The organism is Vibrio sp. JCM 18905 (assembly GCF_055393305.1).
In genome coordinates, this window is sequence record NZ_AP043880.1 from 13,911 (window position 1) to 38,362 (window position 24,452).

Annotated in this window: 17 protein-coding genes, 5 tRNA genes and 1 rRNA gene; 10 read left to right on the forward strand and 13 right to left on the reverse strand. The window is 45.7% G+C overall.

The window, feature by feature from the left end; genetic code table 11:
• Position 1: 1 nt before the first annotated feature.
• The 3 genes from ACZ5ZC_RS16690 to ACZ5ZC_RS16700 all read left to right on the forward strand — a co-directional run bounded on the left by ACZ5ZC_RS16690 (position 2) and on the right by ACZ5ZC_RS16700 (position 4,278).
• Complete coding sequence (locus ACZ5ZC_RS16690) at positions 2-1,561, forward strand: hypothetical protein (protein ID WP_464932382.1); 1,560 nt, start codon at positions 2-4, stop codon at positions 1,559-1,561.
• Between the two features lie 262 nt (positions 1,562-1,823).
• Positions 1,824-4,145, forward strand: a complete 2,322-nt coding sequence (locus ACZ5ZC_RS16695; RefSeq protein WP_464932144.1) for an acid phosphatase — start codon at positions 1,824-1,826, stop codon at positions 4,143-4,145.
• Complete coding sequence (locus tag ACZ5ZC_RS16700; RefSeq protein ID WP_012841245.1) at positions 4,135-4,278, forward strand: hypothetical protein; 144 nt, start codon at positions 4,135-4,137, stop codon at positions 4,276-4,278. The genes ACZ5ZC_RS16695 and ACZ5ZC_RS16700 overlap by 11 nt, the downstream gene beginning before the upstream one ends.
• Positions 4,279-4,354: 76 nt before the next feature.
• Here the strand turns inward: ACZ5ZC_RS16700 and ACZ5ZC_RS16705 are convergent, their stop codons facing one another.
• The 5 genes from ACZ5ZC_RS16705 to ACZ5ZC_RS16725 all read right to left on the reverse strand — a co-directional run bounded on the left by ACZ5ZC_RS16705 (position 4,355) and on the right by ACZ5ZC_RS16725 (position 10,969).
• Positions 4,355-5,368 (reverse strand): SPOR domain-containing protein, encoded by a 1,014-nt coding sequence (locus tag ACZ5ZC_RS16705; RefSeq protein ID WP_085343344.1) that lies wholly within the window; start codon positions 5,366-5,368, stop codon positions 4,355-4,357.
• Between the two features lie 157 nt (positions 5,369-5,525).
• On the reverse strand, positions 5,526-6,482 hold the full coding sequence (locus ACZ5ZC_RS16710; RefSeq protein ID WP_005394358.1) for an ABC transporter permease: 957 nt from the start codon (positions 6,480-6,482) through the stop codon (positions 5,526-5,528).
• 2 nt (positions 6,483-6,484) lie between these two features.
• Positions 6,485-7,462 carry an ABC transporter permease gene (locus ACZ5ZC_RS16715; RefSeq protein ID WP_031780394.1) on the reverse strand — a complete coding sequence of 326 codons (978 nt, stop codon included), beginning with the start codon at positions 7,460-7,462 and terminating at the stop codon, positions 6,485-6,487.
• A gap of 145 nt (positions 7,463-7,607) precedes the next feature.
• Positions 7,608-9,161: an ABC transporter substrate-binding protein gene (locus ACZ5ZC_RS16720; RefSeq protein ID WP_005394355.1), complete on the reverse strand. Its 1,554-nt coding sequence runs from the start codon at positions 9,159-9,161 to the stop codon at positions 7,608-7,610.
• A 92-nt stretch (positions 9,162-9,253) separates the two neighbouring features.
• Positions 9,254-10,969, reverse strand: coding sequence for a dipeptide ABC transporter ATP-binding protein (locus tag ACZ5ZC_RS16725; protein ID WP_005379108.1), 1,716 nt, complete (start codon positions 10,967-10,969; stop codon positions 9,254-9,256).
• A gap of 662 nt (positions 10,970-11,631) precedes the next feature.
• On the opposite strand from ACZ5ZC_RS16725, the gene ACZ5ZC_RS16730 reads away from it, so the two are divergent.
• On the forward strand, positions 11,632-12,357 hold the full coding sequence (locus ACZ5ZC_RS16730; protein WP_005394354.1) for an HAD family hydrolase: 726 nt from the start codon (positions 11,632-11,634) through the stop codon (positions 12,355-12,357).
• A gap of 312 nt (positions 12,358-12,669) precedes the next feature.
• Here ACZ5ZC_RS16730 and ACZ5ZC_RS16735 read toward each other — a convergent pair.
• The 5 genes from ACZ5ZC_RS16735 to ACZ5ZC_RS16755 form a co-directional block, all read right to left on the reverse strand.
• Positions 12,670-12,746 (reverse strand) — tRNA-Pro (locus ACZ5ZC_RS16735).
• Positions 12,747-12,770: 24 nt separating this feature from the next.
• A tRNA-His gene (locus ACZ5ZC_RS16740) sits at positions 12,771-12,846 on the reverse strand.
• A gap of 46 nt (positions 12,847-12,892) precedes the next feature.
• Positions 12,893-12,969: transfer RNA gene (locus ACZ5ZC_RS16745), tRNA-Pro, on the reverse strand.
• Between the two features lie 69 nt (positions 12,970-13,038).
• A tRNA-His gene (locus tag ACZ5ZC_RS16750) sits at positions 13,039-13,114 on the reverse strand.
• 34 nt (positions 13,115-13,148) lie between these two features.
• A tRNA-Arg gene (locus ACZ5ZC_RS16755) sits at positions 13,149-13,225 on the reverse strand.
• A 335-nt stretch (positions 13,226-13,560) separates the two neighbouring features.
• Between ACZ5ZC_RS16755 and ACZ5ZC_RS16760 the strand changes: the two genes are divergently transcribed.
• Entirely contained in the window at positions 13,561-13,974 is a 414-nt protein-coding gene (locus ACZ5ZC_RS16760; protein ID WP_012841248.1) for a c-type cytochrome, read from the forward strand.
• A gap of 73 nt (positions 13,975-14,047) precedes the next feature.
• Here ACZ5ZC_RS16760 and rep read toward each other — a convergent pair whose 3' ends face one another.
• Positions 14,048-16,063 carry a DNA helicase Rep gene (rep, locus tag ACZ5ZC_RS16765; protein ID WP_109168649.1) on the reverse strand — a complete coding sequence of 672 codons (2,016 nt, stop codon included), beginning with the start codon at positions 16,061-16,063 and terminating at the stop codon, positions 14,048-14,050.
• A 168-nt stretch (positions 16,064-16,231) separates the two neighbouring features.
• On the opposite strand from rep, the gene ACZ5ZC_RS16770 reads away from it, so the two are divergent.
• From ACZ5ZC_RS16770 to ubiK, 4 genes are all read left to right on the forward strand, one after another.
• Positions 16,232-16,813, forward strand: coding sequence for a TetR/AcrR family transcriptional regulator (locus ACZ5ZC_RS16770; RefSeq protein WP_005398171.1), 582 nt, complete (start codon positions 16,232-16,234; stop codon positions 16,811-16,813).
• Between the two features lie 18 nt (positions 16,814-16,831).
• Positions 16,832-17,938 (forward strand): multidrug efflux RND transporter periplasmic adaptor subunit VmeC, encoded by a 1,107-nt coding sequence (gene vmeC / locus ACZ5ZC_RS16775; RefSeq protein ID WP_005398173.1) that lies wholly within the window; start codon positions 16,832-16,834, stop codon positions 17,936-17,938.
• 12 nt (positions 17,939-17,950) lie between these two features.
• Positions 17,951-21,073, forward strand: a complete 3,123-nt coding sequence (vmeD, locus tag ACZ5ZC_RS16780) for a multidrug efflux RND transporter permease subunit VmeD (protein WP_048624578.1) — start codon at positions 17,951-17,953, stop codon at positions 21,071-21,073.
• A gap of 131 nt (positions 21,074-21,204) precedes the next feature.
• Positions 21,205-21,456: a ubiquinone biosynthesis accessory factor UbiK gene (gene ubiK / locus ACZ5ZC_RS16785; protein ID WP_005398178.1), complete on the forward strand. Its 252-nt coding sequence runs from the start codon at positions 21,205-21,207 to the stop codon at positions 21,454-21,456.
• A 182-nt stretch (positions 21,457-21,638) separates the two neighbouring features.
• On the opposite strand, the gene ilvC is transcribed toward ubiK, so the two are convergent.
• Positions 21,639-23,123 (reverse strand): ketol-acid reductoisomerase, encoded by a 1,485-nt coding sequence (gene ilvC, locus ACZ5ZC_RS16790; protein ID WP_054868310.1) that lies wholly within the window; start codon positions 23,121-23,123, stop codon positions 21,639-21,641.
• A 143-nt stretch (positions 23,124-23,266) separates the two neighbouring features.
• Between ilvC and ilvY the strand changes: the two genes are divergently transcribed.
• Positions 23,267-24,157: an HTH-type transcriptional activator IlvY gene (gene ilvY, locus ACZ5ZC_RS16795; protein ID WP_054868309.1), complete on the forward strand. Its 891-nt coding sequence runs from the start codon at positions 23,267-23,269 to the stop codon at positions 24,155-24,157.
• A gap of 94 nt (positions 24,158-24,251) precedes the next feature.
• On the opposite strand, the gene rrf is transcribed toward ilvY, so the two are convergent.
• Positions 24,252-24,368: ribosomal RNA gene (rrf, locus tag ACZ5ZC_RS16800) — 5S ribosomal RNA — on the reverse strand.
• Between the last annotated feature and the right edge of the window lie 84 nt (positions 24,369-24,452).

Sequence of the window (24,452 nt, forward strand, 5' to 3'; positions counted from 1 at the left end):
GATAAGCAAAAAGTTTTGGATAATCGGCGCCATCTGCGTTGGTTTGCTCGGCGTATACTGCATGTCAGACGAATCCAGCTTGGCATCCGCGGCGGACTCATCAGACAGCACGAGCCAATCAACCACGCGAACACATCGTCAATATGAGCGCACATCTTTAGTTGAAGTAAAGCAAGCGTTGACGGGATCTGCGTTGGAGAACGCCCACACAAAAGACGGTGATGACGCCTTCAATTCTGCCATTTTAGGACAACCAGGGCCAGTTACGAACCCATTTCATACTACAGAAGACGGCTCTTTTTACGACTCGTCATTGGGTTATGAAGACAGCCGCTCAAAAGAGGACCCATCAGAGAATAATAAACCCATCATCAACCTCACGGTGGAACAACAGCTACAAACCATTATTTATACTTGGGAGCTCAACCAAAACTCTCCGATTAGCTATTCGCTCAATCTTAACCAACTGTTTGAAGACCCGGATGGCGATCTCCTCACCACTCGGATTTGGCTCGAAAACGCCAATGGATTAAGGGTGCTAAACCAAGGACAAATGATGGTACTAGGTGCACCAGAGAACATTAAAACCACCACATACCTGGCGGTAGCGGCGCGTGATGATTACCACGGCGACAGCGACCATGCGTGGGTCACAACACGTTTTGAGTTGCCTGTTGTCACTCCAGGTCACAATGACACGGAACACCCGTTAATTGGCGACATTGTCTATCGCTTGGAGACGACGCAAAATCTTGGCGGTACCGCGTACGCGTATGAAGTGGTGTATTGCGAAGCGTTTCAGTTTGAGGATGACGAGGTACGTTATGCCGCCTCAAGCAACAAACACCAGTGTCCTGAAGAGGGAGACTTAAAAAAGGTGGGTGAGTACAAAATCAGTGATGACTCGTTGATTGTTTATGTCCACGGCGTACGCCAAATTTGGACCACTAAAAAGGTATACGCATCTCAGGTTCATAAAGAGACTCAGAACTATTTCACCACCGTATTTGATGGCAAACAATTCGAAAGCTACACCATGCAAAAAAACAAGCAATCGATGGAAAAGCGCATCAATGTCCACACTGGTGAGTACGAATATCAAGGAACGTTGTTTGACTACCTCTTTCCCATTTCAGGAGGAGGTTACATAAACGGGACTGCTAGCAACTACATATTTGATAGAAGTGTTCAGGGTAACGAACCAGTGCACAAACTGGACTCTGATCTCAATATGAAATCAAACCAACATGACCTATTTTGTCATGATTATTTATTTTACTGGTACAGCTCTATCGTAGCGGGGCGAGGCGAGTTTGCCGATATTATCTCTAGCTCAATGGATTTTGACGGCGTAAGTCCAATACATTGTGCTGAATGGCCAGATGATTACTGGCAACGGACATTTATGTTTTACAACCTTGAATACACAGATTACGACATATTCATTCCAGGCGAAGTCTACAGTTATGTGCTTAAACCTCACCCTCAATTTGCTGATCGCGTTGAGGAATTTAAGATCAACATGATTTATCACGCCCCTGTCCTTAGCGACACCCAATAGACCTTTCTTTACAGGTGGTTATTTTGACAAAACAATCATCTCCAAAATAAAACTGGAACCGTGATCAAATTATCAATTTTCCATCATAGACAAAAAATAGAAATAAATTTTACGGGTTTTGTGCGGTTTTTCGTGTCTTGAACCTAGGCTCAATAGTCATTAAAAAGACACCACTCTCTTCAATCTCACTAGTGAGATTGAAAGATAAAAACAATAAAAAAGCGACTTTCTCATTCGGAAACGAAACAAGGACAAATGAATAATGAATAAGGTGAGTTTATTAGCAGCGTCAGTGGCTATCGCTCTTACTGGCTGTGGCGGTTCAGATGGTGGTTCAAACAGTGCTAACAACGGTGTTGTGATCACAGGCTTTGACGGCTACTTCAAACATGCAGTTGTTTTTGAAGATACGAACAACAACGGCCAATGGGACACTCAAGAAACATTCCTTGGTCTGACCGATGAGAAAGGTCAGCTTAAATTGGATGCAAAACCAGAAAAAACTCTAGCACTGCAGACCATTACACCAAACGGTGCAAAGCAGAAACAGCTTATCGCTTTGGATGCTAAAGAGTACGCTGGCAAATACACGGTTGATATGGATCATCCAGGCCAAGCCATGGCCCACGAAATCGTGTTCCGTGCACCAACATCGTCAAACGTGATTTCACCTATCACAGACCTTGTTGCGATTGAAATGGCAAAAGATCCATCCATTAGTGAAGAAGACGCAAAAGCCAAGGTAAACCAAGCGCTAGGAGGCTCAGAAGAAGCACCAATTGATCTGTACAGTGATTTTGTTGAAGGTGCGACAAAAAACGCCGAACTACATAAAACCGCTCAGATTCTGACCGACTCAAAAGCGCAAAACCCAGCTAACTACGAGAAAAAGGCCACTGAATTTGCTCAAGCGGCAAACCAAGAAGTCGATCGTCTTGTTGCATCTGGCGAAAACATCAATGACCCAAGTCTACGTCCAATCATCACTGACGCGACCCCAAATAGCGACAACTTAACACCTGAAACGGCAATCAATAACAAGCTAACCGTAAACGAAACCGTCGAAGAGGCTGCTAAAGATAAGCTTGGCAAATTACCAAAAATCGTACAAGGCGCAGGCTTTGATGGCGTTGAACTAAACATCGAAGGTCTTTTCACAGACAAAGACCAAAACCTTGTGACAACCAAACTGACGCACAACTTAGCAGGCACAGGCATTGAAGTTGCGCAAACTGGCAACCTGATTGTTCTATATCCGACTGCTATCGTAGAAAAAGCTGGTGATTTTGAGATAGTCCTAACGGCGCAAGACATTGATTCTTTAGGTAAGGTTTTGGGTACGGTAAGCACCGTATTTAAGTTCGAAATCGAATCGGCAAACTTACCACCAATGGTTGTAGAAACAGAACAAGCGCATCTACAGTCCATCGTTGATGGTTGGTACCTACAACAAGGTGAAGTATTTGAGCAAACGCTCGATATTTCTAACTTGTTCCAAGATAAAGACGGTCATATCACCGACTACTCAGCGGACTATGTGGACATTGAAGGTCTAACAGTATCTGAGGATGGTAATGCGATTGTCACCATTAAAGGCACACCGACAAAAGCGAGCGAAGCTGGTGCAGCACTTGCGATTAGCGCAACAGATGGCCATACCGCGGTACAGATTGCGCTTAGCATGCCAACGGTTATCGAAGGCGTAACGCCACCACCAGTAGTACCGACTTTGGGCTTCACTCACGAGCACTTCAACGGTCAAGAGTGGAAAATGGGTAGCTTTGCACAAAAAGACGGTGAAATTGGCTATGCCATGTTGATGCAAGACTCTGAAGGCCTACTATTCTGCTGGGGCTCAAACCATGATGAGATGAATCAAGAGTACAAAGCGAGCATCAGCGACTTCCTAGAAAACACATGGGAACACGATGCCTACGCTATTCTTTCCGATTTGGACCAACAAACTGGTTACGCGGAATACCACAATAAAGACTGTGAAGACGTCGAGCTGAAAGACGGCAAGCTATACAACAGCTACGGCGAAGAGTATGAAATGCTGTACCAGCACACAACCGAGCATAACGGCACTCAGATGATCGTTAAAATCTCAGATGATGAGCTGTTCTGGATGGATTCAAGCAATACACCATTCGCAGAATCACTTTCGGTTGCAGAACACATCAAACACGGCACGGTAGAGCATGACTTGATGGTAGAAAGTAAAGGCTCGGGCGACGACAAAGTCCTGAAATACTCGTCAGGTACGTACGAGTACGACGCTGATACTTACAACTACACGTCGTTCATGCCAACAGGATTCCAAACTCCAGGTAATTGGGAAATCCAGAATGATGAAGGCCGTGAGCTGCTGATTCTAAAAGAAACAGGCTCAGAGTCAGATTACAAAACTCGTCATCGTTACATCAACCGTGATTTTGGTGACTTCTACATCGGTATTCGTTGGAGTAAAGAGCAAAACGGTCATGAATCCGCGCCGGAATATGGTCTGTACTCTCACAACAAAGAAGCCATGACGAGCATCGCGAGTTCGCTCCCGATTTTGGAGCCTGGCGATGATGACTAAAGCAACCATCGTTAACCCTTGCTGTGATAGCGTGCATTTGCGTAGAAGACGCAGAACGCTTTGGGAACGCTTGGTCGGCATCAAAGAAGTGTATATCTGCTCTAACTGTCACAAAGAAACGCCACTCAAATAGCGATAATATTTGAGACCGCAAAAAAGCCCCGAACTCGGGGCTTTCTTCTATCTTTTTGACCGCAATATTTGAGTCGTTATTTCACGCACACTACGTTCAATAATGAGGTTCCGGTGAGCTGGTTTGGCTCACGATCTGCGAACAAACCTTTCTTATCTTTGCCCCAATACGGCAGTTGCAGTGGCCATTGATTTTTTTCCATCACACCAGACGCCCTCAACACTTTGAATTCTGCAGGGCTGGCTAAGCTCATACCCAGTTGCTGACATACTTTTTGCGAGTTTTCGTAGTTGAGACGATTCCACGGCTTGCCGTATTCCATGTAAAACTGATTGTGGTGGTCGAGTAAGTACGGCACCACGTACGTTTTGCCTTGTAAGGAGGTTCTCAACCGAACTTCAATGTCATCATTCCCGCTCACAACTGGCTTCGCTTTGGTCTTAGCAACAGGCTTGGACGAAGAATTATCACGTGTATTTTTTACCTTGGTCTTTGACTTCTCTGCCGGCGCTGTAAAGGCGTCGGTATCAGCTCGCACGGCAGGAACTGGCGCGGATTTCGGGGTCACCGTCGGTGTTGGCTTAACCGAAGATGCGGCTGATTTCGACGGCACAGCGGGTTTAGATGGTGTCGTAGACTGTTTATTCTCTTTTCCAACCACGCGGATGAACGCCTCTTTGTAATTCGACAAGGTTTTGACTCCTCGCAAATCCCCTCTCGCATCAGACAGATCTTTGTAAGGCCCAATCAAACAGCGATAACCTTTGGACTCCGGCTTCATCCACACGTCAGTCGTAATCTTGCTGTAAAGCGGCTTTGCTTTCGCGAGTGACATTGGCTTTGGTAGTAATCCGCATTGAATCCAGTAGAGGTAGTTGCCTCCTTGCGGCACTTTCTTTCCCCATACTCCGTTACCAATTGGGCACGTTTTCTCAAGCATCGGCAGTTCTTTCTCGCTGGCTTGAGTAGCTTGGCAAAGGAACTCCTCCGCCGATACTGGGCTAGAAAACTGGGCGCATACCAGCAACAAGCCGAAAGCTAGGCTTGCTTGGAAGATACGAGATGGGTGTTGTGCCTTCTTCATTTCCATACACTTCACTCTAAATTAGTGGGTAAGGTCATTATGGCGGCAAAGCGCCAAAAAAATGTGAACAAAGAATAACTAGCAAAAAAAGAGCCGGAATTTGCATCCGGCTCTCAGTTTAGGAAGGAATTAAGCGAATTTACAACGCTTGGCGGGAAAATTCTTAACCTTTGTACAGTTTCGGGTTGAATACATCTCGTAACCAGTCACCCAATAAGTTGATAACCAGAACCAGTGTAACCAACACGATGCCTGGGAAGGCAGTAATCCACCACGCACCTGAGAAGATGTAGTTAAAGCCGATGCTGATCAGCGCACCTAGTGACGGCTGATCAACAGGAAGACCCAAACCTAGGAATGACAGTGCCGCTTCCGACATGATCGCATTCGCTACCTGTACCGTCGAGATAACCAAGATTGGTGATAGACAGTTTGGCAGGATGTGACGGAACATAATGCGTGGCGCTTTAAAGCCCATCACTCGTGCCGCTTCTACGTATTCCTTCTTCTTCTCAGCCAGTACAGAAGCACGAATGGTACGTGCGTATTGCGGCCATTCAGCCACACCGATGATCACCACCAGCATCACCACCGCGTATTGACTGTAAAAATCGCTGCCAAAGCTGGCTTTGAAAATGGCCGATACGATGATCGCCACCATCATGGTTGAGAACGATAGTTGAACATCCGCAAAGCGCATCAAGAAGCTATCGATACGACCACCGAAGTAACCCGCCGACAAACCAATGATGATACCCAGAATCAACTGAAGACCGACGGCTAAAAAGCCGATCGTCAAAGACAGACGAGAACCATAAAGAATGGTCGATAAAATATCACGGCCTTGCTCATCCGTACCAAGAACAAAACGCTCATCGCCCTCTTCCATCCAAGACGGTGGTAGCTCTGAATCCATGATGTCGATAGACGTCAGATCATACGGGTCAGTCGGAGCTAGAATTGGCGCAGCTAATGCCAACACTAAGAACATCATAAAGACCGTAAAACTTGCCATCGCCACTTTGTCGCGCTTGAAGTAATACAAGAAGTCCGACTCTTTAAAACGCTGCCATGCAGATGGAGCGGCTTCAGGAGCTGGTGTTACATTTGATTGGCTCATGATTAAGCTCCTTTTCCAGTTAAGTTCACAGTTGGGTTGATGATGCCGTACAGCAAATCAACGATGGTATTGGTTACCACGAAAATCAGACCAACAAAGATAACGTAAGCTGTGATCAACGGTGTATCGACACGGTTGATTGCTTCTAGGAAAAGAAAGCCTGTACCCGGCCACTGGAATACGGTTTCGGTTAGGATGGTGTAAGCCACCATGGTACCAATCTGCACGCCACCTACCGTCAGTACTGGCAGCATGGTGTTCTTAAGTGCATGTTGGTAGTAAATCTTTTGTAAGTTCAAGCCTTTTGCTTTGGCGAACTTAATGTATTCCGAGCTCAGTACTTCCAGCATTTCTGAACGTACCAGACGGATGAACAACGGCAGCATGATAGACGCTAGCGCAATACACGGCAGGATAAGGTGCTTAATACCATCGATGGTAAAGAAGCCAGATTCCCAACCAAGCACGTTAGCGGTTTCACCTCGTCCGTAGGAAGGCAGCCAGCCGAGTTCGATGGAGAAGACGTACATCAGCATGATTGCGGTTAGGAACACCGGAATCGAGATGCCGACACTACTCATCGCCATAACAAATTTGGTAAAGACACTCTTCGGGTGAATCGCGGAATACACCCCGAGTGGTATAGAGAAAACGATAATGATGAGCGTCGCGCCAAACACGAGCTCTAATGTTGCCACCAGCTTATCGAGGATCACCTCAACCGCAGGTCGCTTGAAAAAGTATGATGTACCCAAATCACCTTGCAGTGCATTACCCACAAAGCGCGTGTACTTTGTGATAAAGGGATCGTTCAGGCCCAATTCGTCACGTAGCGCTTGGCGCTCCGACTCCGAAACCGACTGACCTACAAGCTCACGCAGCGGATCACCCAGGTTGTCCTGAATGGCAAACGCCACCAAACTGATCACAAACATCACTATCAGTGCCTGAAACAGGCGCTTGACCAGAAACGAAAACATTCCTTGCCCCTTAACTATCCATAGATCTCTAAACTTAGAGAGAAAATTCAGTCTGTAAAACTGGCTCAATCCGACTGAAATAAACCGAGCCAAGTGTCGAAAACAGAGAAGGACTGGCGCCCCTCTCTATCATGACTAAGTATGATTACTCGACAACTAGGTCGCCAAAGTAAGGCATTACCATTGGGTTCACGATATCTGCGGCTTTCACGTTAGACTTCGCACCCCACGCTTCACTTTGCCAGTGTAGCGGTACGAATGCAGCATCGTTGTATAGCGTCGCTTCGACACCTTTCAGCATTGCTGCACGTTTCGCAGGGTCCGTCTCTACGTTTGCAGCTTCAACCACTTTGTCCATTTCTGGGTTTGAGTAGTGACCACAGTTGTACTGACCACGACCGGTTTCTTCGTTACGAGTCATGGTTAGGAACTCGTTGAAGTTTGCCGAGTCCTCTGTATCCGAATGCCAACCGATCATCAGCATGTCTGCCGCACACTTATCAAACTCAGGCCAGTATTGCGCTTTTGGCATAGTTTTCAGATCAACCTTGATGCCAATCTTAGACAACATTGCCGCTGCCGCTTGCGCTACTTTCGCATCGTTTACGTAACGGTTGTTTGGCGCAATCATAGTTAGCGTCAGGCCGTTCTCATAACCCGCTTCTTTCATCAGTTGTTTTGCTTTCTTCAGATCGTAGCGAGGTACTAGCTTGTCATCGTGACCAACGTAACCAGTTGGACTCTGCTGACCAGCTGCAGTAGCGAAGCCTTTCATGATTTTCTTAACGATGCCTTCATTGTTGATTGCGTGAACAATCGCTTGGCGAACGCGAACATCTTTCAGTGCTTCGTTGCTGTTTTGGTTTAGTTGGAACGTGATGATACGAGTACCTGGTAGCGTGACTAGATCGATGCCGTCTGCGTCTTTCACACGTTTGTGATCGTTTGGTGCTACCGGGTGAATCATGTCAACGCCGCCAGAAAGTAGCGCAGCTACACGAGTCGCGTCTTCTTTGATTGGAACAAGCGTTAGCTTATCAACGTTACCTTTCGACTCTTTGTCCCAGTAATCTTTAAAGCGTTCAAATTCCACTTTTACGCCCTGTTCACGTGAAGTCACAATGAATGGACCCGTGCCAGATACGTTAGTCGATGCAAATGAGTTACCGTGCTTCACTAGCTCAGACTTGTCTTTACCGTCTGCTGTTTTACCCGTGTAGAACTTGCTGTCCATAGGGAAAATGTACGTTGCAGTTTGCAGCACAAGTGGGTAAGGACCTTTGGTTACAAGATCGAACGTGTTGTCGTCCACTTTGACGATTTTCTCGTACGGGTCGAAAATGTTTTTAAAATCAGGAGAACTTTGTAGACGCTCAAACGTCCATACAACGTCGTCAGCCGTTAGGGTATTACCAGAGTGGAATTTCACACCTTCACGCAATTTAAAACGAACGGTAGTGTCGTTAATGCGCTCCCAGCTCTCTGCTAGACGAGGTTCGAAATCCATTTTTTGAGTAAAGCGAACCAACGGATCAAATACCATGTGTGACATTTGCAGTGTGCCACCTGATAGCTGCTCATGTGGGTCAAGCGATACTGGGTCAGCTGCGTAGCCAACTTTGATATCTGCTGCCAGTGCATTAAAGCTTAGGCCCGCCGCCATTAGCGCCACTGCTAATTTGCTTTTCATGGTTTTCATTTGCATAACTCCTTCATGCGGGGATACGGATCCCTTGTTGTTGTGTTTGCGTCTTTGTTATGACTAAAGGTTAGCCAAGCGAGGTGCTTGGTTTATGCCGTCTCGATCTCTTCTCGCAAGCCTGTAAATTCAGGCATCAGAGAAATCAATTTTTTGCTGTATTCGTGTTGAGGTGCCGTGAATAACTGTTCTGTTGGTGCCACTTCTAACAGTGTACCCATTTGCATCACACCTACTCGGTCACACATCTGGCGAATAACAGGTAAATCGTGGCTGATAAACAACATAGTCAAGTTCAGCTCACTTTGCAGATCTTTCAGCAAGTTTAGAATTTGTGCCTGTACCGATACGTCCAGTGCCGATGTCGGTTCATCACAAATCAAAAGTCGAGGACGAGTCGCCAACGCACGCGCAATAGAAATACGCTGACGCTGACCACCGGAGAATTCATGAGGGTACTTAAGCCCTGCCATACGACCCAAACCAACATGATCGAGAAGGTCATTCACGATTTGGCGAGTTTCCGACTCGTTTTTCGTCAGTTTATGAAAACGGATTGGCTCAGCAATAATATCGAATACCTTCATACGAGGGTTCATTGAGGTATACGGGTTTTGGAACACCATCTGCATCTGACGACGCATTGGGCGGCGTTCTTTCTCAGAGGTTAAAGCTGTCAGGTCAATACCCTCAAACTTCACCTGACCAGAGTTAGGTTGGTATAAACCAGCAATAACTCGCGCAATGGTTGATTTACCAGAGCCAGACTCACCCACCAAACCAAAGGTTTCGCCTTCATGCACTTCAAAGCTCACATTATTGGATGCCTGCACGTATTCGCGACGGCTTTCAAATAAAGAGTCTTTGGTGACAAAGCGTAGATTAACGTTCTTCACGTCTAAAAGCGGGCCTGTGTACTCGCGCTCATCCTGACTTTGTCCTAGCCAGTGATTCTTAATGTCGAGAGGCTCCATTTCTGCCGCTTCTTCGATGTAGCTGACCAAAGGGAAGCGATCTAGCTTTCTGTCTGAACGTGGAACGGCTGAAATTAGGCTGCGAGTATAGGAGTGATCAGGGTCGCCCAACACTTTGGCTGTTGGCCCAAACTCCACCAAGTCACCACGATACATTACCGCGACGCGGTCAGTGACGTTGGAGACCACACCCATATCGTGAGTAACCAGCATACAGCCGACATTATTCTTGATACACAATTCTCGGATCAAGTTGAGGATTTGGTCTTGGATAGAAACGTCTAACGCCGTAGTTGGCTCATCGGCGATGATCAGATCTGGCTCACCAGCCAAAGCAATCGCAATGACGACACGCTGACGCATACCACCAGAGAATTGGTGTGGGTATTGTTTCAAGCGGTTTTCTGGCTGCGGGATGCCAACTTGCTGCATCAGAGAAAGTGCACGCTGATACGCCTCTTCATCAGAGACTTTCATGTTGGCGTGGATCGTCTCTTTCAGCTGCTGCTCAACCGTAAAAAGTGGGTTAAGTGAGGTCATTGGATCTTGGAAAATAAAACCAATCTTCGATCCGCGAACCTTACGCATCGCTTCTGGTGATAAACCAGAAATTTTTTCTCCATCCAAGAAAACATCGCCGCTAGCAACGCGACCTGGAGGGCTAAGCAAATCAATAACGGCGTTACCAACGGTGGATTTACCCGCACCTGATTCGCCAACAACACCCACGATTTCACCACGTTCAATATGAAAAGAAAGTGACTTCACGGCAGCGTGAACGCCGTGTCGGGATGGGTATTCAATACGAAGGTTTTTCACTTCTAATAGTGACATTTCAGACCTCTACTGCCTTGTCTGTGGTATCGAATCGCGCCAAAGGCACCATTCATCACCTGAATGAATCCGTTCAAATTCAGAATAATACTCTGAAATCTTAATGCGGAAACAATTTGGCAAAAATCACACAAAAAAGCAACAATTAAAGTATATTCCGCCGAGAAAACATTAAATAAACGCACAATGAGCGAATAAAAATGCATTAACAAGTATTTAACCATTTTCATATCACACTATTTTTGTGCGCCATGCACCAATAAAACTAGAAAAATGCTCTAAAAATAAGCACGAGCCAACCAGGACCATTAACCATACTATTCATGTGCAATTATTAACATTTAACAAACAATATCGTATGCGAAAAGCAATTTTTCAACATAAAAAACTATTAATAAAATAGTCGGCAAATATAAAAAGCCAAACTTAGAAAGAGAAAGGATAGGCTAAAACGTGAACACAACAGCAAAACCACACAAATCCTCTGTCGACGACGATTATGCGCCGCTTAAGCGGTTTGTTGACTAAACAAAAGAAAGTGCGGTTACCATCACTCTCCCATTGTAGGTGAAACACGTCGGTTTTAACCCTTTACGGCACAATTCAGAGTGGGATAATAGATAATCAATGTTAGAGCCAAGCTGTAAATGAAAGGAGCCCCTGTGCTTAAAGCGATTTTTTTTGATATGGACGAGACTTTATGTGCGACGTCACAAGCCGATAAAGTTGCAGGACAAAAGTTTACGACTTGGATTCATAAGACCTACCCGCAAGTTACCGAACCACAAGCTTTTTTACAGCGCTACTTACAGGGTGTGTACAAGAAGCTGAATGCGGAATTCCCTCACCTTGTGGCTCTGCTACCTGATGAAAACGCGTTCCGTTGTGGCCTGATCCAAAACATATTGGCGGAGCACGGAGTCAGCATTAATGCCGAAGAGGCTCAACAAGCTCAAGACTACTTTGACTCTGCACGTATGGGCGCGTTCACTTTCTTCCCTGGTGTAAAAGAAATGCTCAGCGACCTTCGTCAGCATTATAAACTCGTCGTGATCACTAACGGCCCGATTTTTTCTCAACACCCTAAACTCAGCGCGACACAGATGAGCGACTGGGTGGACCATATTATTGTGGGGGGAGAAGAGCCTGAAGAGAAGCCCGCTGCGAGCATTTTCCAAAAAGCGCTCGACTTGGTCGAAGTAAAACCAGAAGAAGCCCTACACATTGGCGACTCTTTACCAGCAGATATAGCAGGCGCTAACAATATGGGCATTTTGAGTGTGTGGGTAAATGCGACAGGCGCAAGTAACTCAACAGATATAACGCCAAATTTTGAAATCCAAGAAACGGTAGAGCTGAGAGAAATCCTTAAAACACTCGCCCAATAAAAGTAGCGGATTAGAAAAACACAAAACCCCAGACGTCGTTCTGGGGTTTATTTTGTCAGCTCGAAAAGCATTTGGATCATAGGTGGTCAAAAGCCTCTAGAGCTGTACACTTTTGGTGAAATTGAAATCGAATGCAGATGCTTTTAAGAGGGTAGATGCACAAAAGCCTCAGTCTTTCGACTGGGGCTCTAAATAGCGGTCGGTGAAGAGAGATTCGATCGGACTGGTGTTTCAGCCCACGCCCCTCAGTTCCCTACATTCTAAATTTCAAATGTAAAAAAGCCCCAGTCTTTCGACTGGGGCTTTAAATAGTGGTCGGTGAAGAGGGATTCGAACCCCCGACCCTCTGGTCCCAAACCAGATGCGCTACCAAACTGCGCTATTCACCGAGCATATATTCTTTAAATAAAGAATGGGGTGGCTAACGAGACTTGAACTCGCGACAACCGGAATCACAATCCGGGGCTCTACCAACTGAGCTATAGCCACCATCAAATTGTCATGTTTACCGCTATCTCAGCCATAAACTAAATAGTGGTCGGTGAAGAGGGATTCGAACCCCCGACCCTCTGGTCCCAAACCAGATGCGCTACCAAACTGCGCTATTCACCGACGATGTTTTATCTTGATTAAATCAAGATTGGGAGCAATGCTACCGCATTCAATCTAAAAAAGAAAGAATGGGGTGGCTAACGAGACTTGAACTCGCGACAACCGGAATCACAATCCGGGGCTCTACCAACTGAGCTATAGCCACCACTGATTTTTTACCGATGTATCCTCCGAGGCAATGGTACGCCCGAAAGGATTCGAACCTTCGACCTTTGGCTCCGGAGGCCAACGCTCTATCCAACTGAGCTACGGGCGCATGCCCTATCGGCGGAGTGGAATAATACGGATATCACACTATGCCGTCTAGTACTTTTTTTACTTTTTTTATCGTTTGGTCTCTTTTTCGACAGTTATCTTCCTTTAAACTGAATTTTTGATGTGATTCACGCCCTGTCATGGATAACTTGTTGTTTATTGCAACAAGTTATCGGGATATAATCACCCATTATTTACATTGATTTAACAGCTGCAACCAAGTTGTCTAATCATTCTATGCCATTCAGTGGAATTTAGTGATTTCTCTGCTCGGCATTAATACTCTAACTATATAAATAGGTAAGTCACTTACCTCGGGAATGTGAAGTGGGTTTAATGGATATGTCTCGACAAATGATTAGCGTTTTGTTCGCTGCCTTAACGTTTTCTACGGCAGCTTTAGCTTCTGACATCAGCCAAACTGAATACGATGCGATCGCAGAACGCATCCAACCTGTCGGTGATGTTTATCTAGCGGGTTCTGAGCCAGTGAAAGAAGAACCAACCGGTCCACGTGATGGCGCCACAGTTTATGGTACTTTTTGTATTGCTTGTCACGCATCTGGCGTAAACGGCGCACCTAAAACAGGTAATGCCGATGACTGGGCACCGCGTATTGCACAAGGCAAAGAGACGTTAGTGAAGCACGCGTTAGAAGGCTTCAATGCGATGCCTGCCAAAGGAACCTGTATGGACTGTTCTGACGATGAAATCATCGCAGCAATCGACCACATGATTGAAGGTCTATAAGTAAAGACATTAACGAAAAAGGCTTGCCAACTGGCAAGCCTTTTTGTGTTTAGTCAGTGAGCACAAGGTTACTCTATTTCTTAAACATTGCTCGAATATTGGCAATGTGTGCCTGACCTTTCGCCATACGCTCTTCTGCTGATACTGGCTTTTTATTGGCTTCCCATTCAACGTCATCAAATGGCAACTCATCCAAAAATCGGCTTTGAGTCGGTTTGATCAACTCGCCGAATTGTCGACGCTCTTTGCACATAGTGAAAGTCAGTTCACGCTGCGCACGGGTAATGCCAACATACATCAGACGACGCTCTTCTTCGACGTTGTCTTCATCAATACTGGTTTGGTGCGGTAAAATACCTTCTTCAGACCCAATTAAGTATACATATGGGAACTCAAGGCCTTTTGATGCGTGCAGCGTCATCAGTTGTACTGCATCGCTGTCTTCATCTTCTTCGCCACGTTCCATCATGTCACGCAAGGTCAAACGTTGAACGACTTCTTTTAACGTTTTCTCTTCTTGATCGTAGTTGTCACCTTCTAGGTCCGCCACTATCCACGAGTAAAGATCAGAAACGTTCTTCATTCGCATTTCAGCGGCTTTCGGGCTTGCTGAAGTTTCGTATAGCCAATCTTCATAATGGATATCGCGAACTAGCGAGCGAACCGCTTCGACGGTATCACCACGCTCAGCTTGGTCAGCAATCGCCACTAACCATTGGGTGAAACGACGTAAATTTTCCAGGCCGCGTCCCGTTAAGTGCTGTTCGAGCCCCATTTCAAAACTCGACTCAAACAGGCTCTTCCCACGCATATTGGCATAACTGCCTAGCTTTTCTAACGTTACTGGGCCAATTTCACGTCGTGGTGTATTCACAATACGTAAGAATGCATTGTCGTCATCTGGATTAACCAAAACACGCAAATACGCCATGATGTCTTTAATTTCTGCGCGTGCAAAAAACGAGGTGCCGCCAGAAATTTTATAAGGCACACGGTTTTGCATCAGAGACTTTTCAATTAAGCGCGATTGGTGGTTACCACGGTACAAAATTGCGTAATCACGATAGTCGGTTCGATTCAAGAATTTGTGTGCAATCAACTCCCCCGTGACACGCTCAGCCTCGTGCTCTTCATTTTTAGCCAACAACACTTTGAGTTTTTCACCGTCAGGAATTTCTGAAAATAAGGACTTCTCATAGACGTGAGGGTTGTTGGCTATCAAAATGTTGGCCGCACGCAGGATTCGACTCGTAGAGCGGTAGTTTTGCTCCAACTTAATCAATCGCAAATTCGGGTAATCTTCACCCAGCAAGACTAGGTTCTGAGGCTTCGCACCACGCCATGAATAAATGGACTGGTCATCATCTCCTACGACCGTCAATCGCCCACGTTCACCGACGATTAATTTCACCAACTCATATTGGCTCGTGTTGGTATCTTGGTACTCATCGACCAACAGATAGCGGATACGGTTCTGCCAACGTTGACGAACGTCTTCATGATTGCGCAAGAGTAAGACGGGCATCAAAATTAGGTCATCAAAATCGAGCGCGTTATAGGCTTTCATTTGCTTTTGGTACATATCAAAGCAGAACGCAAACAATTGTTGCTGCTCACCTTGCGCACGCGCTTTGGCTTGCTCTGGCGTCAACATGTCGTTTTTCCAATTGGAAATACAACTCAGAAGCTGACGTAGCAGGTCTTTATCACCATCAAGCTGCTTTTCGGTAAGTTCCTTGAGTAGCGCCAGTTGGTCTTGGTCATCAAACAGTGAAAAGCCCGCTTTCAATCCTAAATGCTTGTATTCGCGTTTGATGATGTTTAATCCCAAGGTGTGGAACGTTGATACCATCAAACCTTTAGACTCAGCTTTCCCCAACGTTTGGCCGACACGTTCTTTCATTTCACGCGCCGCTTTGTTGGTAAACGTCACCGCTGCAATATTACGCGCTTTGTAGCCACATTGCTGAACCAGATAAGCGATTTTATTGGTAATAACACGAGTTTTGCCCGAGCCAGCACCAGCTAGCACTAGGCATGGACCAGACACGTATTTCACGGCTTCATCTTGACTAGGGTTCAGCTTCATAGAAATTCTCTGCGGGTGATAAATGTGGCGCCTATGATAAAGGGGTGGCCTCGTGAAAGCTACGCTGATTTCTTGTAATTTTCATACCAACAAGCGCAACATTCTGTTGCATAAAAGGCGGGTATCTGAGCTATAATGAATGAACGTTCATTCACTAGTGGTAGGATTATGAAGGATAACCCTGCTGTAGATAAGCGAGAACAAATCTTAGTCGCTGCTGAGCAACTCATTGCTGAATCGGGCTTTCAAGGGCTTTCCATGCAAAAGCTCGCCAATGAAGCAGGTGTCGCAGCAGGAACGATTTATCGTTATTTCTCAGATAAAGAACATCTTTTGGAGGAGTTACGCCTTAACGTTGCAAAGCGCGTCGCTACGGCTGTGCAACTGGGCGTGAGTGAAGAGATGCCTTTAAAACAGCGATATCGAACCATGTGGCTCAATATTTGGAATCTAGCGAGCTCGAATTTAAATGCGCTCAGCAATCGAGTTCAATATGAGTCTCTACCCTGTTCAAATAGTAGCAAAGCTCGGGAACTTGAAAGACAAATGTTTGCCCAAGTAGATCTTCTTTTTAATCAGGGGAAAGAAGAGGGCGTATTCAAGCCTCTCGATAACGAAGTGCTTTCTGGGTTGAGTTTTGAGGCAAGTGTTGCACTTGCTAGGAAACACGCTTTGGGATTTTATCAACTGGATAAGGCGGCATTAGAAGCTGCTATTGAAGCCAGTTGGGATGCAATTATTAAACACTAACTTGGAGTTCTTAATAGAATGAAAAAGTGGACTTTCTTTATGTTACTTATCGCCGTTCTCTTGTTCGGCAGCGTGATAGGTTTCAATTTATTTAAGCAACAAAAGATTGCTGAATACATGGCAAACCGTCCTGAACCTGAGTTCCCAGTAACCGTGACGGAAGTACAAGCGGTTGATTGGGTACCAGTGATCGAGGCTATCGGTTTTATCGAACCAAACCAAGGTGTGACGGTCGCAAACGAAACCAGTGGTGTTATCGACAAAATCGCATTTGATTCCGGCACTCAAGTCAAAGCAGGTCAACCATTAGTACTGCTTGACTCTGACGTTGAGAAAGCGAATTTAAAGAGCTCGCAAGCCAAGTTGCCAGCAGCAGAAGCGAAATACAAACGCTACCAAGGGCTATTTAAAAAAGGCTCTATTTCTAAAGAAGCGTATGACGAAGCAGAAGCGAACTACTTCTCCTTAAAAGCGGACATTGAAAGCTTGAAAGCGACCATCGACCGACGCGAGATCAAAGCGCCATTTGATGGTGTAGTAGGTATTCGTAACGTGTACCTAGGTCAGTACCTACAAGCGGGTACCGATATTGTTCGCCTGGAAGACACCAGCGTGATGCGCTTACGCTTTACCGTGCCGCAAACCGATATTTCACGTATCAATATCGACCAAGAAGTGGATATCTTCGTGGATGCCTACCCAGATCAGCCTTTCAAAGGTTCAATTTCTGCGATTGAGCCTGCGGTTAACGTACAAAGTGGCTTGATTCAGGTTCAAGCAGATATCCCTAACAGTGATGGCAAACTGCGTAGTGGTATGTTCGCTCGTGCAAACATCATTCTGCCTAAATTAGAAAATCAGGTCACTCTGCCTCAAACTGCGATCACGTTTACGCTATACGGCGACAATGTTTACATCGTAACGGAAGAAGATGGCGAGAAACGCGTTAAGCAGCATGTGGTAAAAGTTGGCGAACGCTCTAAAGATATCGCACACATTCTAGAAGGCGTGAAGCCAGGTGATGTAGTGGTGACATCGGGTCAAGTCCGTTTAAGTAACCACGCAAAAGTAAGCATTGTTGAAAGCGATGCAACTACCCCACCTGCTGAAACACCAATGCTTTAAGTTGGAGGCATCATGCGCTTTACAGATGTTTTTATAAAACGTCCAGTTTTAGCGGTATCGATCAGTTTTTTGATTGCATTGCTTGGTTTGCAAGCCGTGTTCAAAATGCAAGTTCGTGAATACCCTGAAATGACGAATACAGTGGTCACCGTGACCACCAGTTACTACGGTGCAAGTGCCAACTTGATCCAGGGCTTTATTACTCAGCCCTTGGAGCAAGCGGTGGCGCAAGCCGATAATATTGATTATATGACCTCGCAATCGGTGTTAGGTAAATCAACCATTACCGTCAACATGAAGTTGAATACCGACCCGAACGCGGCATTGGCTGACATCTTAGCGAAAACCAACTCGGTACGTTCCCAGCTTCCAAAAGAAGCTGAAGACCCGACCGTAACGATGTCGACTGGTTCAACTACCGCGGTATTGTATATTGGTTTTACCAGTGACGAGTTGTCTTCCAGCCAGATCACCGACTACCTTGAGCGTGTAATCAACCCACAGCTATTCACTGTAAATGGTGTATCAAAAGTCGACCTTTACGGTGGTATGAAATACGCGCTGCGCGTATGGCTAGATCCAGCAAAAATGGGCGCATTAAAGCTGACTGCAACGGATGTGATGAGCGTTCTTAACGCCAACAACTACCAATCTGCGACGGGTCAAGCGACGGGTGAGTTCGTGCTTTATAACGGCAGCGCGGATACTCAGGTATCAAACGTCGCTGAGCTTGAAGCGTTGGTCGTAAAAACGGGTGAAGGGGACGTTATTCGCTTAGGTGATATCGCGAAGGTAACACTTGAGAAGAGTCACGACGTTTACCGTGCGAGTGCAAACGGCCAAGAAGCAGTGGTTGCTGCAATCAACGCCGCGCCAAGTGCCAACCCAATCAACATCGCTGCTGATGTGCTTGAATTATTACCTCAACTTGAGCGCAACTTACCAAGTAACATCAAAATGAACGTGATGTACGACTCTACCATTGCGATCAACGAGTCAATTCACGAAGTAGTGAAAACGATTCTTGAAGCGGCAATTATCGTACTTGTAGTGATCACACTGTTCCTAGGTTCGTTCCGTGCGGTCATCATTCCTATCGTCACTATTCCACTCTCTTTGATTGGTGTGGCGATGGTTATGCAGGCAATGGGCTTCTCTTGGAACTTAATGACACTACTAGCGATGGTACTTGCCATCGGCCTGGTGGTGGATGACGCGATCGTGGTGCTAGAAAACGTGGACCGTCATATCAAAGAAGGCGAGTCACCATTCCGTGCAGCAATCATTGGTACGCGCGAAATTGCTGTGCCAGTTATTGCGATGACATTAACGCTAGGTGCGGTATACGCACCAATCGCGTTGATGGGCGGTATTACGGGCTCGTTGTTCAAAGAGTTCGCTTTAACGCTAGCAGGTTCGGTATTTGTGTCCGGTATCATCGCTTTAACGCTATCACCTATGATGTGTTCAAAGATGCTGAAGGCGAACGAAAAGCCGAGCAAGTTTGAGCAAAAAGTTCATCATATCCTTGATGGCATGACCAATCGCTATGAGAAAATGCTTACAGCAGTCATGGCTCACCGTCCTGTTGTAATTGCATTTGCGATAATTGTATTTGCGAGCTTACCGATTCTGTTTAAGTTTATTCCTAGTGAGCTGGCGCCATCCGAAGATAAAGGTGTAGTTGTTCTGATGGGTACCGCACCATCAAACGCGAACTTGGACTACATCCAAAACACCATGGATGACGTGAATAAGATTCTCTCTGATCAGCCAGAAGTAGAATACGCTCAGGTATTTAACGGTGTGCCGAACTCAAACCAAGCGTTTGGTCTAGCAACATTGAAGCCATGGAGTGAACGAGAAGCAAGTCAATCTGAAATCACAAAACGTGTGGGAGGCCTAGTTTCAAGTGTCCCAGGTATGTCTGTCACTGCGTTCCAAATGCCAGAACTGCCTGGTGCGGGCTCAGGCCTACCTGTCCAGTTTGTAATTACGACACCAAATAGCTTCGAAAGCTTGTTTACTATCGCTAGCGATATCCTGACCGATGTTGCAAGTAGTCCAATGTTTGTCTATTCCGATCTAGACCTGAACTACGATTCAGCAACCATGAAGATTAAGATCGATAAAGACAAAGCGGGTGCCTACGGTGTGACCATGCAAGATATTGGTATCACTCTCAGCACCATGATGGCTGATGGTTACGTTAACCGTATCGACCTTAACGGCCGCTCATATGAAGTGATTCCTCAAGTTGAACGTAAATGGCGCCTAAACCCAGAGTCGATGAAGAACTACTATGTGCGTTCTGTTGATGGTAAAGCCGTCCCACTAAGCAGCTTGATTACGATTGATGTGATAGCAGAGCCTCGCTCTTTGCCACACTTCAACCAGTTAAACTCCGCGACGGTAGGTGCGGTGCCATCGCCTAACGTTGCTATGGGTGATGCAATTAACTGGTTTGAAGACATCGCACAAACCAAACTGCCTGCAGGCTATAACCACGATTACATGGGCGAATCTCGTCAGTTTGTAACGGAAGGTAGTGCCTTGTATGCAACCTTTGGTCTTGCACTTGCGATCATCTTCCTCGTTCTGGCGATTCAATTTGAATCACTCCGCGACCCTATTGTCATCATGGTATCTGTACCGCTAGCAATATGTGGTGCCTTGATCGCGTTGGCGTGGGGTACGGCCTCAATGAACATCTACTCGCAAGTTGGTTTGATCACGCTGGTCGGCCTAATCACCAAGCACGGTATCTTGATCTGTGAAGTAGCCAAAGAAGAGCAGTTACATAATAAACTGTCTCGTATCGATGCGGTGATGGAGGCTGCGAAAGTGCGTCTTCGCCCTATCCTAATGACAACTGCAGCGATGATCGCAGGTCTTATCCCGCTGATGTACGCAACAGGTGCAGGTGCCGCGCAACGTTTCAGTATCGGTATCGTCATCGTTGCTGGTCTAGCAATTGGTACATTGTTCACACTATTCGTACTACCTGTGATTTACAGCTACCTAGCAGAAAAACACAAACCACTGCCAGTATTTGTTGAAGACAAAGACTTGGAGAAATTGGCACGAGTTGATGAAGCGAAAGCAGCCCACCGTGAATTAGCGGATAACAGATAAGCTTTTAAGGCATTCAAAAAGGTCACTTCGGTGACCTTTTTTATTGCCGCTCTCTTTTTTGCCATCTAAATGGCGACTTTCACGTATCATTTACTTAAAATGAGGACAAATCAAAAGGAGTTTTAGCCACTATGTTTGACCCAAAGAAATTAGAGCAAATTGCTAAACAGATTCACGACTCAATGCCTCAACCTGTAAAAGAGTTAGGCTCTGATGTTGATCAGAAGGTTCGCCAAGTAATCCAAGGCCAACTGAATAAGCTAGATGTAGTAAGCCGCGAAGAGTTTGATGTTCAAACTCAAGTTTTACTGCGCACGCGTCAAAAGCTGACAGAAATGGAACAGAAATTGGCGGAGCTTGAAGAGAAGCTTGCAGAAAAATAAGTGTTAAAACGCTCCTCACAAAGGAGCGTTTTTCTTATCGGCGCGCAGATAAATCGGCTAAAAATAAAAAGGCTTGGTCAACGGCGACCAAGCCTTTTGATTAGATGTTGTGTTTTTGTATTTATCGACTCCAGTCTGGCTAGAGTTCATTTAATATTTTCTCTACTTTGAAGCAAAGAAAATTAGCCACCAACCGCGATGCGCTTCATATCTGTCATATAACCACGTAGTTCTTCACCGATATATTCTACAGGGTGGTTTCGGATTGTTTCATTCACAGCGATAAGAGTCGCGTTATCCACTTGGTTAGAAGTTTCACCTAGACCTTTACCAATGACGTCTGTACTAACAGAAGGCATGAATTTTTCACGCAGTAGCGGCGTTGCTACATTAGCAAATAGGTAGTTACCATATTCTGCCGTATCAGAGATAACTACGTTCATCTCATATAGACGCTTACGTGCGATAGTGTTTGCGATAAGTGGCAGCTCGTGTAGAGACTCGTAGTAAGCAGACTCATCGATGATGCCAGATGCCGTCATTGCTTCGAATGCTAGCTCAACACCCGCACGAACCATAGCAACCATCAGGATACCGTTATCGAAGTACTCTTGCTCAGAGATTTCTACGTCAGTTTCTGGGTAGTTTTCGAAAGCAGTTTCACCCGTTTCTGCACGCCAGCCTAGTAGGTTCGCATCGTCGTTTTCCCAGTCAGCCATCATAGTGCTAGAGAAGTGACCTGTAATGATATCGTCCATGTGCTTGTTGTATAGCGGACGCATCAGCTCTTTTAGCTCTTCAGAAAGTTCAAATGCTTTCACTTTTGCAGGGTTCGTTAGGCGATCCATCATGTGAGTGATACCACCAAACTTCAGTGCTTCAGTGATGGTTTCCCAACCGTATTGAAGAAGCTTACCTGCGTAGCCAGGATCGATACCATCAGCAATCATCTTCTCGTAACATACGATAGAGCCTGCCTGTAGCATGCCACAAAGGATAGTTTGCTCACCCATTAGGTCAGATTTCACCTCAGCAACAAAAGAAGACTCTAGACAGCCTGCACGGTGACCACCTGTTGCTGCAGCCCAAGCTTTCGCGATATCCCAACCTTCACCTTTTGGGTCGTTCTCTGGGTGAACAGCGATAAGAGTTGGAACACCGAAACCACGCTTGTACTCTTCACGAACTTCCGTGCCCGGGCACTTAGGTGCAACCATTACTACTGTTAGGTCTTTACGGATTTGCATGCCCTCTTCAACAACGTTGAAGCCATGTGAGTAACCTAGCGCTGCGCCTTCTTTCATTAGCGGCATTACCGTCTCAACAACGTTTGTGTGCTGCTTATCAGGAGTAAGGTTTACTACTAAGTCAGCTTGTGGAATTAGCGTTTCGTAGCTACCTACCTCAAAACCGTTGTCTTTTGCGTTTTTGAATGACTGGCGTTGCTCATCAATCGCTGCTTGGCGAAGCGCATAAGCAACGTCTAGACCAGAGTCACGCATATTCAGACCTTGGTTAAGACCTTGAGCACCACAACCTACGATGACCACTTTCTTGCCTTTTAAGTAATCCGCTTCTGAAGCAAATTCACTACGATCCATAAAGCGACAACGACCTAATTGGTCCAACTGCTCGCGCAAGTTTAAGGTATTGAAATAATTAGCCATCTGGGTGCTCCTTTGAGATTCTTCCATTGAGGTCGGTAATTGCCTTACCGAATAACTTCATACTAAAACAGACATTAAATTGCTTAAAGTGATATATTCACAATTAGTTATTGCAATTTATGCAACATGGAAATGAAGATTTAATGAATATCAAAAGCCTGCAACTTTTTATTCATCTGTGTGAGAGTAAAAGTTTCGCTAAGACCGCAGCAGCGATGCATGTGAGTCCTTCAGCCTTGAGCAGACAAATACAAAAGCTAGAGGAAGAAACTAGCCAACAATTATTTTTGCGGGACAATCGCAGCGTTGATTTAACGAGCCAAGGCAAAAAACTGGTTCCTGTCGCCTTAAAAATTCTTGGCGAATGGCAGCAGTACCAAAGTCACCTAAAGGGAGCAGAGGACGAATTGAAAGGAGAAATCCGTCTCTTTTGTTCGGTTACTGCAAGCTACAGCCACCTGCCAGAGTTAATCTCTGATTTTCGTCTGCAGCATCCTTTTATCGAATTTAAGCTATCAACCGGCGATCCAGCTCAAGCGATCGACAAAATTTTAGCAGATGAAGCAGATATTGCCATCTCAGCCAAATCTGAGCAGATGCCAAGCAAAATCGCATTTGAAACAATCAGTGAAATACCGCTTTCTGTCATCGCTCCTGTCGGCGTAAGTTCATTTGCGGAAGAGCTACAAAAAGAAAGACCAAACTGGTCAGTCATTCCATTCATTCTCCCAGAAGCAGGGACAGCAAGAGATAGAGCCAATACTTGGCTCAAACAAATGAAAATAAAGCCGAATATCTACGCGCAAACGTTAGGGCATGAAGCCATCGTAAGTATGGTTGCACTAGGATGCGGTGTAGGTATAGCACCTGATGTCGTGATCAACAATAGCCCGGTGAGAGAGAAGATAAATCGCTTAAAAGTGTTACCAATTAAGCCGTTTGAACTTGGTGTCTGCTGTACCAAAAATCAGTTAGAGAATCCATTAGTGAAGGCTTTTTGGAAAGTAGCGGAGAGTAAATACATTACACCTTAACGATAGATGTTTGAGTTCTGAGTGCTTAGGTAATTTTCAGAGCCCAGAAACGTAAAAAAGCCCACTCTTTCGAGTGGGCTTTTTCAAATTTAAAGCCTGGCGATGTCCTACTCTCACATGGGGAAGCCCCACACTACCATCGGCGCTATTTCGTTTCACTTCTGAGTTCGGCATGGAAATCAGGTGGGTCCAAAACGCTATGGTCGCCAAGCAAATTCTTTAATTCGGAAAGCTGTTTTCTTAATTCTCGTTCTTACACATTCAACGTTCTTTCATTGAGTCCATCAAAACCCCT

Excerpts from the sequence above, each read along its gene's own strand:
- ACZ5ZC_RS16695 (WP_464932144.1), top strand. The coding sequence starts at position 1,824 with ATGAATAAGGTGAGTTTATTAGCAGCGTCAGTGGCTATCGCTCTTACT.
- ACZ5ZC_RS16700 (WP_012841245.1), top strand. The coding sequence starts at position 4,135 with ATGATGACTAAAGCAACCATCGTTAACCCTTGCTGTGATAGCGTGCAT.
- ACZ5ZC_RS16705 (WP_085343344.1), bottom strand. The coding sequence starts at position 5,368 with ATGGAAATGAAGAAGGCACAACACCCATCTCGTATCTTCCAAGCAAGC.
- ACZ5ZC_RS16710 (WP_005394358.1), bottom strand. The coding sequence starts at position 6,482 with ATGAGCCAATCAAATGTAACACCAGCTCCTGAAGCCGCTCCATCTGCA.
- ACZ5ZC_RS16715 (WP_031780394.1), bottom strand. The coding sequence starts at position 7,462 with ATGTTTTCGTTTCTGGTCAAGCGCCTGTTTCAGGCACTGATAGTGATG.
- ACZ5ZC_RS16720 (WP_005394355.1), bottom strand. The coding sequence starts at position 9,161 with ATGAAAACCATGAAAAGCAAATTAGCAGTGGCGCTAATGGCGGCGGGC.
- ACZ5ZC_RS16725 (WP_005379108.1), bottom strand. The coding sequence starts at position 10,969 with ATGTCACTATTAGAAGTGAAAAACCTTCGTATTGAATACCCATCCCGA.
- ACZ5ZC_RS16760 (WP_012841248.1), top strand. The coding sequence starts at position 13,561 with ATGGATATGTCTCGACAAATGATTAGCGTTTTGTTCGCTGCCTTAACG.
- rep (WP_109168649.1), bottom strand. The coding sequence starts at position 16,063 with ATGAAGCTGAACCCTAGTCAAGATGAAGCCGTGAAATACGTGTCTGGT.
- ACZ5ZC_RS16770 (WP_005398171.1), top strand. The coding sequence starts at position 16,232 with ATGAAGGATAACCCTGCTGTAGATAAGCGAGAACAAATCTTAGTCGCT.
- vmeC (WP_005398173.1), top strand. The coding sequence starts at position 16,832 with ATGAAAAAGTGGACTTTCTTTATGTTACTTATCGCCGTTCTCTTGTTC.
- vmeD (WP_048624578.1), top strand. The coding sequence starts at position 17,951 with ATGCGCTTTACAGATGTTTTTATAAAACGTCCAGTTTTAGCGGTATCG.
- ubiK (WP_005398178.1), top strand. The coding sequence starts at position 21,205 with ATGTTTGACCCAAAGAAATTAGAGCAAATTGCTAAACAGATTCACGAC.
- ilvC (WP_054868310.1), bottom strand. The coding sequence starts at position 23,123 with ATGGCTAATTATTTCAATACCTTAAACTTGCGCGAGCAGTTGGACCAA.
- ilvY (WP_054868309.1), top strand. The coding sequence starts at position 23,267 with ATGAATATCAAAAGCCTGCAACTTTTTATTCATCTGTGTGAGAGTAAA.